Origin of the sequence: Rariglobus hedericola, assembly GCF_007559335.1 — a bacterium.
In the GTDB taxonomy this organism is placed as follows: Bacteria; Verrucomicrobiota; Verrucomicrobiia; order Opitutales; family Opitutaceae; genus Rariglobus; species Rariglobus hedericola.
Map to the genome: position 1 here is coordinate 1,227,852 of NZ_VMBG01000002.1, position 17,293 is coordinate 1,245,144.

Here is a 17,293-nt window from a genome sequence, read left to right on the forward strand (position 1 = left end):
TGCTCAGTGGGCCGGTTGTTTGGTGTCGGCGAGGGAAACTTTGGGCAGCAGCAGGATGGCGGGGATCGTCATGAAGAGACCGACGAGAACCATCCAGGCGGCGGCACGCGGGGCGTTGCCGGCGGTGAGCAACGTGTGCGAGGCCAGTGCGACGATGGTGAGATTGGGGCACAGCAACAGGAACGAACGGTCGTCTCCGCCCGTTGCAACGATGCGGCAGTGAATGACCAGCCGCCAGCCGATGAGCAGGGCGGCGGTGGCGATGGCGACAACCCCGGTGACGGAGAACAGATACTGCCACTCGATCTGCAGACCGAGCGCGAAGAAGAAAATCGGGATGAGAAACCGCCGGCTGATCGGGGCGATGAAATCCTCCAGGGGTTGTCCGTCGTGTTCGATCCGGCTCATGAAGAGCCCGAGGAAAAACGCGGTCTTGGTGGCGGCGAGTCCGAGGCGGTCACCGACGGCGCAGATGATCAGCACGGCGAGGACGATCAGGTGCATGCGCCAGTGCGTGGCGGTTTTGAGGATGAGGTTGAAAACTGAATCGAGGCGCGCTGCGAAACGACTGATGAGATAAACGGTGGTGCCGATACCCGCGAGTTTGAGCACGACGAACCAACTGAGGCCTTTTTCGAAGAGAGCGGTTTCTCCGGCGAGCAGAACGATCGCGATGATTTCCAACGCGAGCATGAGCAGCAGCACGCGGCGGCGGGGTTCGTCGGTGAGGCCGGGATAATGTTTCCAGCCGAGATATCCCATGCCGACCGAGCAGCCCGTGAAGGCCGCGCAAGCGATGAAGCACCCGAGCCATTGGAGTCCGGCGAGCTGGCCGAGTGCGAGGATCACCGGGTATTGCACCAACGCCCAAAGTGCTGCGCGGCGCAACGTAGGCAGGAAATCGCGGAATTTGGGCAGGTCGATTTCGAGGCCGACTTCGAAGAGCAGCAGTAAGAAGCCGACCTGGCCGGCTTGCACGAGCATCTGCCGCACGTCGGCGTGGGCGATGGGGGCAAGCAAGAGTCCGAAGAGCACAAACACGGGGTAGGCCAGCGAGGGCCGCCGCAAGACCCGGCACAGGTCGGGCACGCCCATGAACAGCAGGATGAGGCAGATGATGATCTCGATCTCGTTCATGTTAGTGCGGTGGGCTGGCCGTGTTGTGGGCTGGCGCGCGGCGGGTGCAAGCGATGATTTACCCCTTGCAGGTTTCGAGCGACGTGACCCCTTGTTGAATAAATTCCATGGCCACGGTAGAAATCCAGTCATCCGCGGGGACGCGCCCGGCAGCTCCGGCGCATGGCTGGTCGTGGGGATTGTTGGTGCTGATCTGGACGCCCTTGCTGTGGCGGTTGGCGCGCATGTGGCGCTCCGAAACGGAGCAGCTGTTTGGCTTTGGTGTGCCGGTGCTGGTCGCGTGGTTGTTATGGCAGCGACGCGATGAATGGACGAAGCCGGCGGTCGCCGCCGCGCGCGGAGCATCCGGAATCGCCGGCACCGCCGCGGTGGTGCTGGCGCTGGCGCTCGTGGTGCTGGAGGCAAATCCGCTATGGCCGAAAGCGGTTTGGGCGGGCACGGGCGCGGCACTGGTGCTGACCCTTGCGGTGATTGCGATGGGGCATGGCTGGCACGGTGCGCGCAAGGCGGCGCCGGTGCTGGTGTTGATGCTGACGGCGTTGAAATGGCCGACGTTTATCTACGAGCCAGTCATGCACACGCTGATGCATTTCAACGCGGTGATCGCGGCGGAGCTGGTGAATTTTTCCGGCACGCCCGCGATGGTGCAGGGCAACGTGATCGAAGTGGCTCGCGGCATGGTCGGCGTGAATGAAGCGTGCAGCGGACTGCGGTCGTTGCAGACAGTTATCATGATGGCGCTGTTTCTTGGTGAGATGGATCGCTTTCGCCTGCGCCGGCGCCTGGTGCTGTTGGGCGGTGCAATTCTCGCGGCGCTGCTGGTGAACATCGTGCGCACCACGGTGCTGACCTGGGTGTTTGCCAATCGCGGACCTGCGGTGGAAGAACGCTGGCATGATCCGGCTGGCGTGATCGCGTTGTTCGTGACGCTGGCGTTGGTGTGGCTGTGGTCGGAGCGGGTGGGGAGTCGTCAGCCGGCGGCTGAGATCGAGCCGGTTGCTGAGGTGAACACCGGTGTGCGTGCGCCCGCGTGGCGTCCGTTGGCGTTGGCCGTGGCCTGTGTGGCGGTGGGCGAGGTCGGCACGCAGGTGTGGTATGGGGCGCACGAACAGGGAATTGCCGAGCAACGGGTAAGCTGGTCGCTCGCCCCCGCGGCGGATTCAGGTTGGAGCGCGGTGGAAGTGCCCGCGCAATCGGCGGAGATCCTGCGTTACGAAAGCGGTGATTCGTTTGCGCGCGAATTGACGGCACCCTCGCGGCAGTTGCTGGCGTTTGCCTTCCGGTGGAGCGCGGATCTGGCTCGCATCGGCATGCCCGAGGTCCATGATCCACGGGTATGTTTACCGTCGGTCGGCGCGGTGGAGGAAGCGGAGCTGCCCGATGAACGCGTGACAGTGGACGGGATCGAAGTGCCGTTTCGTTTTGTGCGGTTTCGTCAGGGGCTGATGACGCAGCATGTGTGGTTCTGTCTGTGGAGCACGCGGGCGGGGCGGGCCGACTCCACGCGCTTGCAGGGCGGGGATATCACGCAACTTCGCTGGGAGCGGGTGCGTGCGGGGCTGCGCAACGACGAGCGCGAGCAGTTGATTTTTTTCGTGCAGGGTGAACCCGATGACGAGAGCGCCGCGCACTCTTTGCGCGACGCGGTGTTGACCTTGATGCAACGGCGTTAGTGTTTCCGCACATGATCGAACGCCTGCGAAAGAAAAAAACCGCGCTCGTGCTGCGTTATAGAAACTGGCGCGGGCGGATCTATGAGGGGCAGTTTGCGATGATCCGCGCGGCGGTGATTGGCGTGGTCGTGCTTATTTTGGCGGGCGTCGGGTATGTCGCGGGGCGTCCGGTGTGGGATAAATGGCGGTATCAGCGCGCCATGTCCCAGGCGATGGACTACGCGGAGCGTCAGGACTACCGTAGCTCGATGCTGGCGTTGAAGCGCGCGACCGAACTCGCGCCGATGGATCTGGCAACGTGGCGCGAGGTATCCGACCGCCTCGCCGAGCTGGGTTCGCCGCAGGCGATCGTGGCGCGTGAAAACGCGGTGCGGCTGGCGCCCGGTGACATGACCATGCGGCTCGCGCTCGTGGGCGAGGCGTTGCGCTTTGGTCAGATTGATGTCGCCCACGAGGCGCTGGATACGATCGACGAAGCGGCGCGTCGGGACGCGGCGTTTCACCGGCTGGCGGCGGCGGTGGCGATGGCGACGGGGTCGGAAGCCGATCTCGAAACCCACCTTGAAGCGCTCGTGGCTGCGGAGCCGAAGGATGCGATTGCGCGTTTCAATCTCGCGGCCGTGCGCGTGTGGCAGACCGATGAACGAAAGCAGGCGCTGGCCCTCGCGGATTTGGAGCAACTCACGCTGGTGCCCGAGGCGCGGGTGCGGGCTTCGTTGGAGTTGCTCAAGCATGCCGCCCGCATCCGCGATGGCGACCGGGCACGCGTCGTGGTGGATTTGCTCACGCAACGTCTCGGCGTGCGCGGTTCATCGGTGGCCGCGGCCGCAGGCGAACCGGCCGGCTGGCAGGCGTTGTTACAAGGTCTCCAGGAAGCCGCCGCGGCGGGCGATGCCGCCGATGTTGCGCTCGTGGCGCGCTGGCTGGGCGATGTGCGCCTGCGTCGTGAAGCACTGGTGTGGATCGAAGGTCTGCCGGATGAAAAACGTAACGCACCCTCCGTCCTGCGCGTGGCGGCGGGCCTGAGCGCGGAGCTGGAGGATTACGACCGGTTGGAGCCGTTGTTGCTGGCGGGTGGCCTAGGGCCGTTGCCGCCCGACGCGGTGAGGTTGTCCGTCGCAGCGCAACTCCAGCGCCTGCGTTACCAAAAGTCCCGCGGTCGCGCCACGTGGGAGGACGCGCTGACCGCGTGCGGCGAATCCGTGCAGGCGCTCACCGGCCTGGCGACGCTGGCCGACATCTGGGGCGACGCCGAGGGCAACGAGCGCGTTCTCCAGGAAATCCTGAAGCGCCAGCCGAAGACGCATTGGGTGTATCTGGCCTTGCGCAACCGGTATTCCGCGCAAGGCGACACGATGAAGTTGTGGCAACTTTACGGCAGCTGGGCGCAGGCGCGTCCGGATGATCCGGAGTTTGCGCGCACGTGGATCTCGCTCGGATTGGCGCTGGACCGGATCACGCCCGACTCCGCCCGCGGTGCCATCCAGCGCGGTGAGCAACCCAAGGCCTCGCCGCTCGATCAGGCGCTGGCTGCGGCTATCCACGCCCGCGCCAAACGCCGCGCTCCCGCCCTCGCGCTCCTAGACGCGATTCCGGCCGCAGTCCGCTCCCGTCCGGATATCGCTTATTGGCGGGTGGTAGTGCTGGCCGGCGAACCTTCGCGGGCGGATGAAGCCCGTGCCGCGCTGTTGTTTGCCCGTCGTGCCGGACTGCTGCCGGAAGAGAACGCCTTGCTGGACGCCGCCGAACGCAAATTAGGGCGTGCTGTGAAATAATTTAATGCAAGTAAGTGAGTCCTGTTAGGCTTTGGTAAATAAACGGTTAAACACGAGCGAAGTTGGGTCGAAAGACGGGAGGGGAAGACACTGTTGACAGATGGAAATCTGGACACTCTGTCTGCTCACAAAATGAGGACTTCACCCTATATGGCTTTCTTGGCCGCACTGGCCATTATTCCATTCTTGGGCGCGCCTGTGCAGGCCGGCTTGGAACAACAGATTGCGACCTTTGACCAGCTGACCAGCGGTTATGGCGTGATGACGATGGGCAACGCCACCGTGGGCGGTAACTACGGTGACACCCAGGGCGGTATCGCGGTGGGCGGCAACCTGACGATCAGCGGCGGCGATTCGCAATGGGCCGAGCATTCCAGCGCGGGCTCCAAACCGACCTTTTACGTCGCCGGACAGCTGAACCTCACCGGTAATCAGGAAATCCGCATCAAGAACGGCTACGCTTACTTGCCGAATGCCACCGGAACGTGGAATGCGGCCGATAAACGCCTGACGCTTTCAAGCGGCGGCAAGGTCTATACGGGCGGTTCCTCAGACCCGCTGGCCGGCACTGATCCGCGTTCGACCTCGGGCGGTGCGCCTTGGAACTGGGCCGCCCTTAACAGCAGCTTGGTCAACGTCTCCAACGCCCTCGCGGCGGCCTCCTCGACCGGCACCATCGGCGTGTCCGGCCAGAACATGACCTTCAACACCAACGGCCAGACCTCCGGCGTGGCCGTGTTCACCCTCGATGGCAGCAAGTTCCAAGGCACGATCTACGACGCCAACGGCGACGGCGTCTTCGACCAGAACAACGAGCGCATCAGCAACTTCGCGGTGAACATCCCCGCCGACATGGTTTACGTGATCAACGTCGTGAACTTCGGCGGCAAAACCCTGTTGGACGGCATCAACACCAATACGGATACCGACAGCAACTCGCGCCTGCTCTGGAACATCATTCCGTCCAACGGCAACACCGGCACCGTCACGCTCGGCAAAGACGGCTCGACCTTCAACGGCAGCGTGCTCGCCCCGCTGGTCGATGTTAAAAACAACAACGGCACCGCCACCAACGGCCAGATCATTGCCGGCAGCTACACGCATAATGGCGGCGAACTCCACTACACCGAGTTCAGTGCGCCGGTTTCGTTCTCCGCCGTGCCCGAGCCGGGCACTTGGGGATTGTTTGGTATCGCCGGTTGCGCCGTCATGATGGCCATGCGCCGCAACCGCCGTCGTCGCGCCTGAGGCGCCCTAACGCGTGCTGCGCCTCGGTGACGCGCAGTGGCGCGCGGTCCTGCAACTGTTACGCACGGGGTAAATCGCGTGATTATCCGCAGCCCGCAGTTGCTTGATGGGGGCCGGTCCGCTCTGTGAGCGGCTCCACATGGAAAGCCACGTTCCGATCGCCGCCGCCCGCCCGTCGTCCGCTCCCGTCATTCCGGCCGGGCGCCTGCTCGTCCTCGTGCTGGGCGCGCTCACCGCGCTGGGGCCGCTCGCGATCGACATGTATCTGCCCGCGCTGCCGTGGATCGCGCGCGATGTGGGCGTCGATCTTGGCGCGGTGCAACTCACACTCTCGGTTTTCTTGATCGGTGTCGCCGCGGGCCAGGCGCTCTACGGGCCGATTGTTGATCGCTGGGGACGCCGCTGGCCGCTGCTCATTGGCATGGCCATCTTCGTGGTCGCGGCGGTGGGCTGCGCCTATGCGCAGTCGATGAAGAGCCTGCTCATCTGGCGGCTGATCATGGCGCTCGGCGGCTCGGCCAGCATGGTGATTCCGCGGGCGGTGGTGCGCGATCTGTTCGGCGAGAAGGATTCGGCGCGCGTGCATTCGGTGCTGATGCTGATCCTCGGCGTGTCGCCGATCCTGGCGCCCACGCTCGGCGGACAACTGCTCAATTTCACCGGCTGGCGGGGGATTTTCTGGGTGCTCGCGGGCATCGGTATCGCGTGCACCGTGGCGATCCTGATCTGGCTGCCCGAGTCGCTCCCGCGCGAGTCGCGTTCGCCGGTCGGCGTAGGGCGTGCGCTCAAGACTTACGGACGCCTGCTCACGGATCGCCGCTTCATCGGACCGGCGCTTGCGTCGGGTTGCACGCTCGGAGGCATCTTTGCCTACCTGTCGGGCTCGTCGTTTGTCTTCATCGAGCTCTTTAAACTCACGCCGCAGCAATACGCCTTCGTCTTCGGGTTCAACGCCGCCGGTCTGATCGCCGCGTCGCAGATCAACCGCTGGCTGCTCAACCGCTACACCTCGTGGCAGGTGATCTCGGTGGCATTTTTGGTCAACGCCGTCGTCGGCCTCGCGCTCGCCGGAGTCGGGGCGACCGGGTGGGGCGGACTCCCTCTGATGATCGCCTTGCTCTTCCTGAGCCTCTCGGCCGCCGGTGTGATTTTCCCCAATGTCGCGGCGCTGGCGATGACTCCCTTCGGCGAGATTGCCGGCAGTGCATCCGCTCTGTTGGGCACCGTGCAATTCGTGTTGGGCGCCACTGCCGGTGCGCTGGTCGGCGTGTTTCACGACGGCACGGCGTTCCCCATGACGGCCAGCGTGGCGGGGTGCGCGCTGGGCGGTTGGATAATCCTGCGCACGATTGCGCGGGGTTGAGTGATTTTTGGCAGCGCCCGAGCTGGATTTTGGCTTGTTGATGATCAGTAGGTTAAGATTGGGTTAAAACTTTTATGAGAAATCTGTGAGTTTGTTCATCCCGCGTGTTGACGTTGGCATGAACGATGCAATTGTTCTCCTCGTTCCTGCTTAGCAGGGACATTTTGGGGTAACCTAGAAAGCAAATGGCCGGTCGCTTAGGGGTAGGCGACCGGCCAACTTATTTTTACGAGGCGAAGATCGCCAATGCGTTAAGACCTTTTGATTCGGCTTCTCATCATCGTGGATTTTCTCCCATGCGTGCCTGCGTGGAGCCACCGATGGTTGAAAAACTCTCACCAGAGTAAGCTTTCCGCATGAGAGCTATCTGGAAAGGCGCGATCAGCTTTGGTCTGGTCAATATTCCCGTCTCCCTTTTTCCCGCGCTTCGTCGCGAGGAGTTGAAGTTCCGCCTGCTGCGCGCCTCCGACCATAGCCCCGTTAATTACAAGCGTGTCGCCGAGGCCGACGGCAAAGAGGTGCCGTGGGCCCAGATCGTCAAAGGCTACGAACACGAGAAGGGGAAGTTCGTCGTGCTGAAGGACGAAGATTTTGCCCGCGTCGATGTCGAAGCCACCCAGACCGTCGACATCCTTCACTTCGTGAAATTGTCCGAGGTGAACCCGCTGCTTTTCAACAAGCCGTATTACATGGAGGCGACCAAGGGTGGCGAAAAAGCTTACGTGCTCCTGCGCGAAGCGTTGGTCGCCACCGGCAAGATCGGTATCGCCAAGGTCGTCATCAAAACCCGCCAGCACCTCGCCGCCATCAAGCCGCAGGAGAAGGGCCTCATGCTCGAGCTGATGCATTATCCCGAAGACCTGCTCGAGACTGCGGATTTCAAAACCCCCGCCAAAGCCGCTCCCGGCGCGAAGGAGCTCAAAATGGCTCGCTCCTTGATCGAGACCATGACCGCCCCGTGGGAACCCGAAGACTATCAGGATGAATACCACGAGGTCCTCGAAAAGATCATCGAGGACAAGGTGAAGCACCAAGGCCGCCACACCAAGGCTGAGCCGGCTGCGAAATCCAAGCGTGCGTCCAACGTCATCGATCTCGTCGCCGTGCTTCAACAGAGCCTCGCCGAAAACAAAAAGAAGCCGCAGCCCGCCGCGAAGAAAAAGCCCGCCGGTAAATCTGCGTCCAAGCGCAAGGCGGCCTGAGCTACTCAACGTAGTCGCGCTCACGTCATGTCGCTCAAGGCCTACATCAAGAAGCGCGACTTTAAGAAGACCGCCGAGCCGCGCGGCAAAATCGCGGAGGGCAAATCCTACCGTTTCGTCATCCAGAAACACGCCGCCTCGCGCCTGCACTACGACTTCCGCCTGGAGATCGATGGCACGTTGAAATCCTGGGCCGTCCCCAAGGGCATTCCCTTCGCACATGGCGAGAAACGTCTGGCCGTCCATGTCGAGGATCACCCCGTGTCCTACATTGATTTCGAGGGGACCATTCCCAAGGGGCAATATGGCGGCGGCACCGTGATGGTGTGGGATCGCGGCAGGTTCACGCCCGACACCGCCACCCCGGGCAAGGACCTCGCCGGCGGCAAACTCCACTTCACCCTTAAGGGCAAAAAACTGAAAGGCGCCTGGTATCTCGTCCGCATCCGCGATCCCGAGGCCAACCAGTGGCTGCTCATCCGCGGCGGCGACGACATGAAGCCGGTTTCCGCGAAGCAGGACGACACCTCCGTTCTCTCCGGCAAATCCATGAAGGCGCTCGGCGAAAGCGACCAGGTGTGGGAATCAAAACCTGCGCCCGCTGCCAAGCCGCGCAAAACCAAGTCTGTCGCGGCACCTGCCACCGCGAAACCCAAGGCCCGCCCCGCGCCCCGCGTTGCGCCACTGAAATTCGTCGAGCCGATGAAGGCCCGCTTGGCCGATTCGCCGCCCGCCGGCGACTGGACGTATGAGATCAAGTTCGACGGCTTCCGCGCGCTCGCGCTGAAAAATGCCGCCGGCACTCAGCTGCTCTCGCGCAACGAAAAGGACCTCGCGGAAAAATTCCCGGAGGTCGCCGCCGCCGTGGCCGCCCTCGGCGTGGACGACGCGATCATCGACGGAGAGATTGTCGCCCTCGACGATCAGGGCCGCTCTTCGTTCCAGCTCCTGCAGGCCTACGAACTCGGTGACGCGAAGCCGCCGCTCCATTACTACGTGTTCGACCTGCTTCGTCTCAACGGTGAGAGCCTCGTGGATCTCCCGCTCGCCGAGCGCAAGGCGCGCCTCAAAAAGCTCCTCGGGCGCAAGACCGCCGGCGTGATCCGTTACTCCGCCTCGCTGGGCTCCGATGTGGACGCGCTCCTGAAGCAGGCGCAGTCGGTCGGGCTCGAGGGCCTGATCGGCAAGCGCACCGATTCCCCGTATGAAACCGGCCGGCGCAGCGGCGCGTGGATCAAGCTCAAGCTCCACCACGAGCAGGAGTTCGTCATCGGCGGCTACACGCCGCCCGCCGGCAGCCGCACGCATTTTGGCGCGCTGCTCATCGGTGTGCACCAAGGGAAGAAGCTCCTGTTCACCGCCAAGGTCGGCACGGGTTTCAACCATGCGTTGCTGCGCGCCCTGCATGACCGTTTTCAAAAACTGCTCCGCGAGTCGTGTCCGTTCGACAATCTGCCCGAGACGAAAACCTCGCGCTACGGGCAGACCATCACCGCCTCCGTCATGAAAACCTGCCGCTGGATCAAGCCGGTGCTCGTGTGCCAGGTGCGTTTCTCCGAGTGGACGCGCGACGGCAGCCTGCGCCAGCCCGTCTTCCTCGGCCTGCGCGAGGACAAGTCCGCCGCGGAGGTCGTCCGCGAAAAAGCCGCCGCCTGACCCGTCCTGCCATGGCTTCCATCAAAACCCAGCTCGACGTGGACGGCACAACCGTGGAGGTGAGCAACCTTCAGAAAGTGATGTATCCGGAAACCGGATTCACCAAGGGCGACGTGATTGATTACTACATCAAGATATCGAAGCACCTCCTGCCGCATCTCAAAAAACGGCCGATCACGCTCAAGCGTTATCCCGACGGGGTGGACGGATTTTTCTTCTACGAGAAACAGTGTCCGCCGCACCGCCCCAAGTGGATCAAGACCACCGACGTTCCTAAGTCCGACGGCACCGACATCCATTACTGCGTGATGAGCGACCTGCCCGCTCTGGTGTGGGCGGCCAACCTCGCCGACCTGGAGCTGCACACCTTCCTGCACAAGGCTCCGGCTATCGGACGCCCGAACGCGCTGGCCTTCGACCTCGATCCGGGCCTGCCGGCCGACATCCTCACTTGTGCGCACGTGGGCCTGAAGTTGAAGGCGCTCTTCGACGCGCTCGGACTGGAGAGTTTTCCCAAGACGTCCGGCTCAAAAGGCCTGCAGATTTATGTGCCGCTGAACACGCCGGTGACCTACGCAAAGACCAAGGCCTTCGCCCATGCGGTGGCGGAGTTGCTGGCGCGCGAACTGCCCGACCTCGTGGTGTCGGACATGAAGAAAAGCCTGCGCAAAGGAAAGGTGCTGGTGGACTGGAGCCAGAACGACGACCACAAGACCACGGTGAACGTCTATTCGCTCCGCGCGAAGGCACACCCGACGGTTTCGACTCCGGTGACGTGGAAGGAAGTGGAAGCCGCGTTGAAGAAAAAGAACGCCAGGCTCCTCACCTTCGAAACAACCGATGTCCTCAAGCGCGTCAAAAAACACGGCGACCTCTTCGCCGCCGTGCTGACGCTGAAGCAAAAGCTGCCGGCGCTGAGTCGCTTGAAGATGTGATCGGGATGAGGCGGCAGAGAAAGAGCGTGTGAAGAGAGGCGGAGTTTGATGCGTTGGTTTCTATGAAACCCCTCTGCTTACTGCTCTTCGTCTTTTGCCTGGGTGGTCACTTGCCGGCGGCGGTGCTGACGACCGCGCGTGAGACCAAGGCCTCGACGACGCTCGTGGACGGAAAATATCTCCATGAACGCACCGTTGAAGTGGTGGTAGGGCTGAGTGAAGAGGAGTTGTCCAAGAAGCCGATGGTGGAGGTCTTTTACATCGAAATGGATTCTCCCGATAAATTCGAAGTCGGTTATACGGGGTATTACATCCGCACCCTCAATTTTACCCAGGCCGTGGTGGTGAGACCGGAAGGACCGAGAAACATGAAGGACGTCTGGGCCGCCCGCATCACGCTCGACGGCAAGGCGGTTGCCTGGAAGGGCGAAAACGCCGCGGCGCTCAAGTGGATCAAAGCCCTCAACCCCCGACGCTGACCGCGAACCGGGTGTGCTTGGGTGCTGGCTTATTTAAGCCGGGCACGGCTACCCCGGTCATAGGGACAGCTTCCCCGCTTAAAGGCGCTCGTGCCTATGTCATATGGACGAGCTGATATGTCATTAGAACGAGCCCATATAAGGTATGGCCTCGACGGTATGAGGTATGACGTCGGCGATATGAGATATCTGCCAGCCGTGGGTGCTTATCTGCTATCCGAGGAATCCTAAACGGTGACCGAGGGATCTTAACCGGATGCCGTGGGATGCTAATTTTTAATGGAGGAAGCTTAACCGACAGCCGAGGAGGCTTAACCGCCATCGGTGGATACCTAACGGTCTTCCGGGGATCACTAACGGGTAAAAGAGGAGGCTTAAGTTCCATCCGTGGAGCATTAAAAATCCTCCGTGGAGCTCTGGCGGACATCCGAGGAGTGTTAACTTGTTATGGTTTGAGCATAACTTGCTTGGAAGTGACGCCAATTCCTTGGGGAATCATTCAAACCAGCATTCCGGCCCGCCGAAGTCGGGCCAGCAAGCGCCGCCAATTACACCAAGTTGCCGGTTTTGCTGCTCCGCCCGTTCTCGAGCTTTCAGTCTGTTTTGATCTTGGCACGAACCGTAGCGATGAACTGCTCCGCGTCGCCCTCCAGTATGCCGGATGGCGGCGGTATGACATGAGCAGAGGCATCCGTGATATATATCATGTATGACCGGCCAATCTTCAGCACCCGCGGAATCCCGTTCCACCGCTGCAGAGACACATTGAACTCGGTGCGTTCTTCCAGCCCCTCTTCGGTCACCTCCAAGGTATGTTCGCCCAGCACGCCCTTTCCCTTGGATAAAAAAAGATTCAATACGGTCACGGTCATTCCTCCCAAGAAGGCAGCACCGATTACGACGCACACCATCATGAAAGCCGTGAGTAGTTTTACGACTAGCGAATGATCGGCCGTGTAACTTCCGGTCATAGACGTGTAGAACATGTAAATGGCTGCGATCAGTATCAGCCAAAGCAGAGCCCGGTTGTTACACATAAATCCCCGCAGTTGAGCCCTGAACAAATCCCAACGCGTGAGCGTGTAACGAAGCTTCATATCGGCAAAAAACCGACTGCAAGCCCCCCGTTCAATTCATTAACGCGAGTCCGTAGCGCCGCAAACGTGCCAAAAGACACCGCTCGTTTTACGGGAGAGTTGATGCTCCCAGATACGCATCACCCGCCAGCCGGCGAGGCGGAGGGTGCGGGTGACGAAAACGGTCGCGGGCTTGGTTCTTGGAATCTTGGTCTGCCAGAACTCTGCGTTGGTCTTGGGCTGCGTGGCGTGGATCGGATCAATCTGAACCTCGACACGTCTCCTTATGTCTGTGAGCCATTAACTAATGGAGCAAATTACGAGAAATCTAGCCAACGATTCATGTGGTTGGGCTAGTAGTTTCCCGATTTTTCAAGGAGCGACGATCGATGAAGTAATTGGCTCATTGAGCGCATATATTAGCGATGCGTCTCCAGAGCAGTTTCGAGCTTGGAAAGGCTACATTAAGCCGCTGCAAAACGAGTGTGCCGGCTTTCTTACCACACAACCGCGAGCCGTGAGTTACGGGGCCGTGCTGGAATATCTGATGCCTGAGAGTTCCAAACGAGTGGACGCCGTGCTGCTCATTTCTGGCGCGGTGCTGGTGGTTGAGTTGAAAGGAGACGGGAACTACCAGCCCGATTACATCGAGCAGGCCGCAGACTACGCTCGCCGGTTATATTGGTATCACTCGCTGTGCGGTGAGGAGCAGGTGCGCGTGCATAGTTTGCTGGTTTCATACGGCGAACTTTTACCCGACAAAGTCCGTGAGTTTCATACCCTGACTCATCTATCCCGACTACGGGATGCGGTTGCGCGGTTTGATCGACCGAACGAATCGGAACCTATACCGGTTGATAAGTTCATTGCCCCCGAGGTCTGCCAGCCTGCCCCGTCTCTTGTCCAAGCGGCACGACAGTTTTTTGCCAATAATGCTCTGCCGCGTATCAAACGTATTGATGACGTAACTCGTGGCGCGGTGAATCGGGTCGTCGCTGAAATTCATGACGCGCACAAACAGAAGCGCCGGAAGTTAGTTTTGGTCAGCGGTGTTCCTGGTGCAGGGAAAACGTTTGTCGGCCTTCAAATCGCGCATGAGTCGTTTTTGGATGATCTCGCTGAGGTCAATGCTGCAGGTGCTAAACCCACATCGCCTGCGGTTTTCCTTTCAGGCAACGGACCTCTGGTTGACGTGCTTCAATATGAGTTGAAACGGGCAGGTGGCGATGGACGTGTTTTTGTTCGGGGCGTGAAGGAGTTCGTCGAACGTTACTCGAAAAAGAAATCCGGTCCGCCTCCGCATCACGTTTTGATTTTTGATGAAGCTCAGCGGGCTTGGGATGAGCATAAAGTTAGGACCAAACATAAAGATGCATCGGCTGTGTCTGAGCCTGAAACGTTTGTTCGCTTTGCGGAAAAGGTGCCCGGATGGAGCGTGGTGATGGGTTTGATCGGGACTGGACAGGAGATCCATTCCGGAGAGGAAGGTGGCGTTGGGCTTTGGGCAGAGGCGGTCAATAAATCATCCCTAGAATGGGAGGTCGTCGCACCTGAGACGTTCCGGTCGGTCTTCGCGGGCACGAAAGCAAAGTTTAGCGGTTACGAGGAATTACATTTGGCGAAATCTGTGAGATTTCACTTTGCTGCCGGGTTGAGCGACTGGGCCGCAGGTATTGTTGGGGATACTGTGCCTGCATCGACGTTGGCCAAACTTGCCCAAAGTTTGATCCACGAAGGTTATCAAATCCGAATTACGCGTAGCCTTGATCGTGCCCGCCAGTTCTTGTGGGAGAAATATCGGCACACTCCTGACGCTCGTTTCGGATTACTGGCCTCCAGCCGCGATAAAAACTTGGACCTGACTGGTGTTGATGCCTCTCGGTTTTTGAGAACAGGTCCTTGGTATGCCGAGCCCGAGAACTCACCGAGTTCGTGCCGTCGCTTGCAGGGGGCGATTACGGAGTTTTCGGCTCAAGGATTGGAGCTAGATCATACGCTCGTTGTATGGGGAAATGATTTTCTGAAAAAGGCCGGCGAGTGGGATGCGTCGCAAGCTAAGCAGTATCAGAAAAAATCGGCCGTTAAGAATCCTCTCCAATTGCGTCGCAATGCCTACCGCGTGCTACTCACGCGCGGCCGCGAAGGTATGATTCTCTGTTTGCCGGCGATCATTTCTGAGCTCGACGAGACTTATGCGTTTCTCGTCGAGGCGGGATGCGAAGTGCTAGGCTAGAAATCGGTCGCTTAGTGCTGCTTTCCGAAAATGCGTCCATCTTTCGTTTGAATCGTTCGATCGGCTAGGCGGCGCACTTTAACGATATAATCATCGATATTGGCGGCATCTTCAAAAGGACGCTCAAGTGCCATGAACTGCCGCCAATATTCCATTTGAGTGTCAGCGATTTCCTCCTGTGCTTTGCGTCTAGTGGAGTAAATTACAGGGTCTCCGTTTTCATCATACCAAGAGGGCATGGGGCCTTGGCAGACTGTGTCTATTAAGAGTGCGAAAACATATTTATTTGATGTGGTCGCGGGTGCTTTGGTTTTAGGCATCCGGACAGCATACCGGATTTATGACTTAAAAGTTAATGGACGATGAGTCATAAAGCACATTGCGCGGCAACGTGCAGTTTAAGGGGGAAGTTTAAGGTGAAGGGGGCGGAGGAAAACCATCGCGAGCAAGCTCGCTCCCACAAATTTCGGAGGGGTTTCTTGCGCCGTGCTTTGTGGTCGGCTTCATGGTCGCATGGATTCTATGCCCACTCAGCCGGTTACTGATGTTGTCCCGCTCTCGCCTCTCGCGGCGCGGGTGCTGGGGTGTTTGATCGAGAAGGAACTGGCCACGCCTGACGTGTATCCGCTCACCATGAATACGCTGGTCAATGCGTGTAACCAGAAGAGCAATCGCGATCCGGTGATCGAGGTGTCGTCACGCGAGGTCGAGGTCGCTCTGGATGAATTGCGTGGGCAGCGGCTCGTGGTCGCGTTTTCCGGCGCCGATGCGCGGGTGACCAAATACCGGCAGAAGCTCGACGAGGTTTATCATCCGCTCGAAACCGCGGCGCGGGCGGTGTTGGGCGAGTTGCTGTTGCGCGGGGCGCAGACGGCCGCGGGGTTGCGGGGCAATGCTGAGCGGTTGTTCGCGATGCCGGCGGCGGCGGAGTTTGAATTGATCTTGTCGGAGCTGGCGGGGCGTCCGGCGGGGGCGTTGGTGCGCAAGCTGCCGCGTCAGGCGGGGCAGAAGGAGGCGCGTTGGGTGCAGTTGCTCACGGGTGAACCGGCGCTGGAGTCGGGGGCCGGCACCGAGCCGGTGACCGTGACGATGACGTTGCCGCCCGAGGTGGAGCGGAGGCTGGCGGCGTTGGAGGGCGAAGTCGGGCAGCTGCGAGCGGAGCTGGGAGAGTTGAAGCGTTCTCTTGGAGCTTAGGATCGGATGGTTGAGAGTTGAGTGCTGAGAGTTGAGAGATCGGAGGACGGAACCGGATTTGAAACGCAAAGACGCCAAGGCGCTAAGTTTCCGATCCGAGATGCATGGGCTTTGGAGAGTAGCGGATAGTGGGTAGCGAGTAGACGGAGGTCGGAGGACGGAGTTTTTAACCACTAATGGAATCGCCCAATGGGGCGATTCGCTGGGAGTGGTTTCGGCCAATGGCCTTCACGATTGATCGGAGGCCGGCTGATGCCGCCGGAGTGTGACCGGAGGCTAGAGTTTGGTTAGCAGGTTCTGAAGCTTTTGGGTGGCGGTGGTGAGATGCTGGCGCGGGGTGGCGGTGTCCACGTCGGGGTAGCGGGTGCTTTCGAGGAGGCATTGGATGGCGATGGTGCCTCGGTAGAGGTGGGCGCGGATTTGGGACGCGGAGTCGGTAGGGCGCGGGCCGTAGGCTTCCCAAAAAACCGGAGGGAAGTCGCAGCCGTGGAAGACCCATTCGCTTTGCGGGTCGCCGAAGCCGCCGCGTTCGTGGTCGAGCAAGGCGACGATACGCGGGGCTCCGTCGTCGCGGCGGATGAGGACGTTTTTGGGCCAAGGGTCACCGTGGAGGACGCGGGGTTCGGAGATGAGATCGAGGGCGGGGGCGCAGCGTTCGGCGACGGCGGTCCAAACGCGGGCTTCGGTGTCGGGCAGGCCGAGCTTTTGGCAGTCGGCGAGAAGTCCGCGGATGTTGCCTAGGATGAAGTCGCTCCAGCGGGGGTGAGGCGTCGCGGGGGACTTCCAACCGAAGTGGGGCGCGGGGGTGGCGTGGATGCGGCGGAGGAGGGCGGCGAGTTCGCGCCAGAGGGCGTCGTTGTCGACGGGCGTGAGCGTGGGCATGACGGCGTCCCAGTTTTCGCCTTCGATGAATTCGCTGAGGATGGCGTCGCGGGGGCAGATTTCGTGGCTGAAGTCGGTGGCGAGGGTGCGCGGGAGGAATTCGGAGACGGCGGAGAGCCAGGGCGTGAGACTGTGTTCGCGGCGGAGCAGGTGGTGCTCGACGTGGAAGATCAGCGGGTGCGCGGGTGGCGGGGAGATGCGCAGGATCGAGCGGCGTCCGTCGGCGGTGGTGAGGCGGAAGGTGTTGTTGAAGGCGCCGCCGCCGAGTTCGACGGCTTCGGTGATCATTGCGTCGGGTCCGAGGAGGCGTGCGGCGAACGCGGTGATTTCCGCGGCGGTGGGCGGTTGTTGGAAATCGGTCGGGGGTCTCGGAAGGAGGCTGGGGAGCACGGGGAAGCTAAGAAGTAGCGAGTAGTGAGTAGCGGGTAGCGAGTAATCGG

The 17,293-nt window shown here is 60.8% G+C and carries 14 protein-coding genes; 10 read left to right on the forward strand and 4 right to left on the reverse strand.

What is annotated here, in order from left to right:
* Window positions 1-3: 3 nt before the first annotated feature.
* Window positions 4-1,137 carry a cation:proton antiporter gene (locus tag FPL22_RS15535; RefSeq protein ID WP_162525333.1) on the reverse strand — a complete coding sequence of 378 codons (1,134 nt, stop codon included), beginning with the start codon at window positions 1,135-1,137 and terminating at the stop codon, window positions 4-6.
* Window positions 1,138-1,244: 107 nt separating this feature from the next.
* Here FPL22_RS15535 and FPL22_RS15540 point away from each other — a divergent pair, with 107 nt between their 5' ends.
* The 8 genes from FPL22_RS15540 to FPL22_RS15575 all read left to right on the forward strand — a co-directional run bounded on the left by FPL22_RS15540 (window position 1,245) and on the right by FPL22_RS15575 (window position 11,468).
* Window positions 1,245-2,810 (forward strand): exosortase/archaeosortase family protein, encoded by a 1,566-nt coding sequence (locus tag FPL22_RS15540; RefSeq protein ID WP_144353918.1) that lies wholly within the window; start codon window positions 1,245-1,247, stop codon window positions 2,808-2,810.
* Window positions 2,811-2,821: 11 nt separating this feature from the next.
* The gene (locus tag FPL22_RS15545) at window positions 2,822-4,585 is read left to right on the forward strand and encodes a tetratricopeptide repeat protein (protein WP_144353919.1); all 1,764 of its coding nucleotides are present in this window, start codon (window positions 2,822-2,824) and stop codon (window positions 4,583-4,585) included.
* 150 nt (window positions 4,586-4,735) lie between these two features.
* Window positions 4,736-5,833, forward strand: coding sequence for a collagen-binding domain-containing protein (locus FPL22_RS15550; protein ID WP_162525334.1), 1,098 nt, complete (start codon window positions 4,736-4,738; stop codon window positions 5,831-5,833).
* 139 nt (window positions 5,834-5,972) lie between these two features.
* Window positions 5,973-7,196: a Bcr/CflA family multidrug efflux MFS transporter gene (locus FPL22_RS15555; protein ID WP_144353921.1), complete on the forward strand. Its 1,224-nt coding sequence runs from the start codon at window positions 5,973-5,975 to the stop codon at window positions 7,194-7,196.
* Window positions 7,197-7,552: 356 nt separating this feature from the next.
* A complete protein-coding gene (gene ku / locus FPL22_RS15560; RefSeq protein WP_144353922.1) occupies window positions 7,553-8,398 on the forward strand; it encodes a non-homologous end joining protein Ku in 846 nt (281 codons plus the stop codon).
* A gap of 27 nt (window positions 8,399-8,425) precedes the next feature.
* The gene (ligD, locus tag FPL22_RS15565) at window positions 8,426-10,054 is read left to right on the forward strand and encodes a non-homologous end-joining DNA ligase (RefSeq protein ID WP_144353923.1); all 1,629 of its coding nucleotides are present in this window, start codon (window positions 8,426-8,428) and stop codon (window positions 10,052-10,054) included.
* A gap of 11 nt (window positions 10,055-10,065) precedes the next feature.
* Window positions 10,066-10,989, forward strand: a complete 924-nt coding sequence (ligD, locus tag FPL22_RS15570; protein WP_144353924.1) for a non-homologous end-joining DNA ligase — start codon at window positions 10,066-10,068, stop codon at window positions 10,987-10,989.
* A gap of 62 nt (window positions 10,990-11,051) precedes the next feature.
* The gene (locus tag FPL22_RS15575) at window positions 11,052-11,468 is read left to right on the forward strand and encodes a hypothetical protein (RefSeq protein ID WP_144353925.1); all 417 of its coding nucleotides are present in this window, start codon (window positions 11,052-11,054) and stop codon (window positions 11,466-11,468) included.
* A gap of 593 nt (window positions 11,469-12,061) precedes the next feature.
* Here the strand turns inward: FPL22_RS15575 and FPL22_RS15580 are convergent.
* Window positions 12,062-12,565, reverse strand: a complete 504-nt coding sequence (locus FPL22_RS15580) for a YcxB family protein (RefSeq protein ID WP_144353926.1) — start codon at window positions 12,563-12,565, stop codon at window positions 12,062-12,064.
* A gap of 286 nt (window positions 12,566-12,851) precedes the next feature.
* Here FPL22_RS15580 and FPL22_RS15585 point away from each other — a divergent pair, with 286 nt between their 5' ends.
* Complete coding sequence (locus tag FPL22_RS15585; RefSeq protein WP_144353927.1) at window positions 12,852-14,777, forward strand: DNA/RNA helicase domain-containing protein; 1,926 nt, start codon at window positions 12,852-12,854, stop codon at window positions 14,775-14,777.
* Between the two features lie 11 nt (window positions 14,778-14,788).
* Here FPL22_RS15585 and FPL22_RS15590 read toward each other — a convergent pair whose 3' ends face one another.
* Window positions 14,789-15,097 (reverse strand): hypothetical protein, encoded by a 309-nt coding sequence (locus FPL22_RS15590; RefSeq protein ID WP_144353928.1) that lies wholly within the window; start codon window positions 15,095-15,097, stop codon window positions 14,789-14,791.
* Between the two features lie 193 nt (window positions 15,098-15,290).
* Between FPL22_RS15590 and FPL22_RS15595 the strand changes: the two genes are divergently transcribed.
* Window positions 15,291-15,971, forward strand: a complete 681-nt coding sequence (locus FPL22_RS15595; RefSeq protein ID WP_144353929.1) for a YceH family protein — start codon at window positions 15,291-15,293, stop codon at window positions 15,969-15,971.
* Between the two features lie 276 nt (window positions 15,972-16,247).
* Here the strand turns inward: FPL22_RS15595 and FPL22_RS15600 are convergent, their stop codons facing one another.
* The gene (locus FPL22_RS15600) at window positions 16,248-17,243 is read right to left on the reverse strand and encodes a phosphotransferase family protein (RefSeq protein WP_144353930.1); all 996 of its coding nucleotides are present in this window, start codon (window positions 17,241-17,243) and stop codon (window positions 16,248-16,250) included.
* Between the last annotated feature and the right edge of the window lie 50 nt (window positions 17,244-17,293).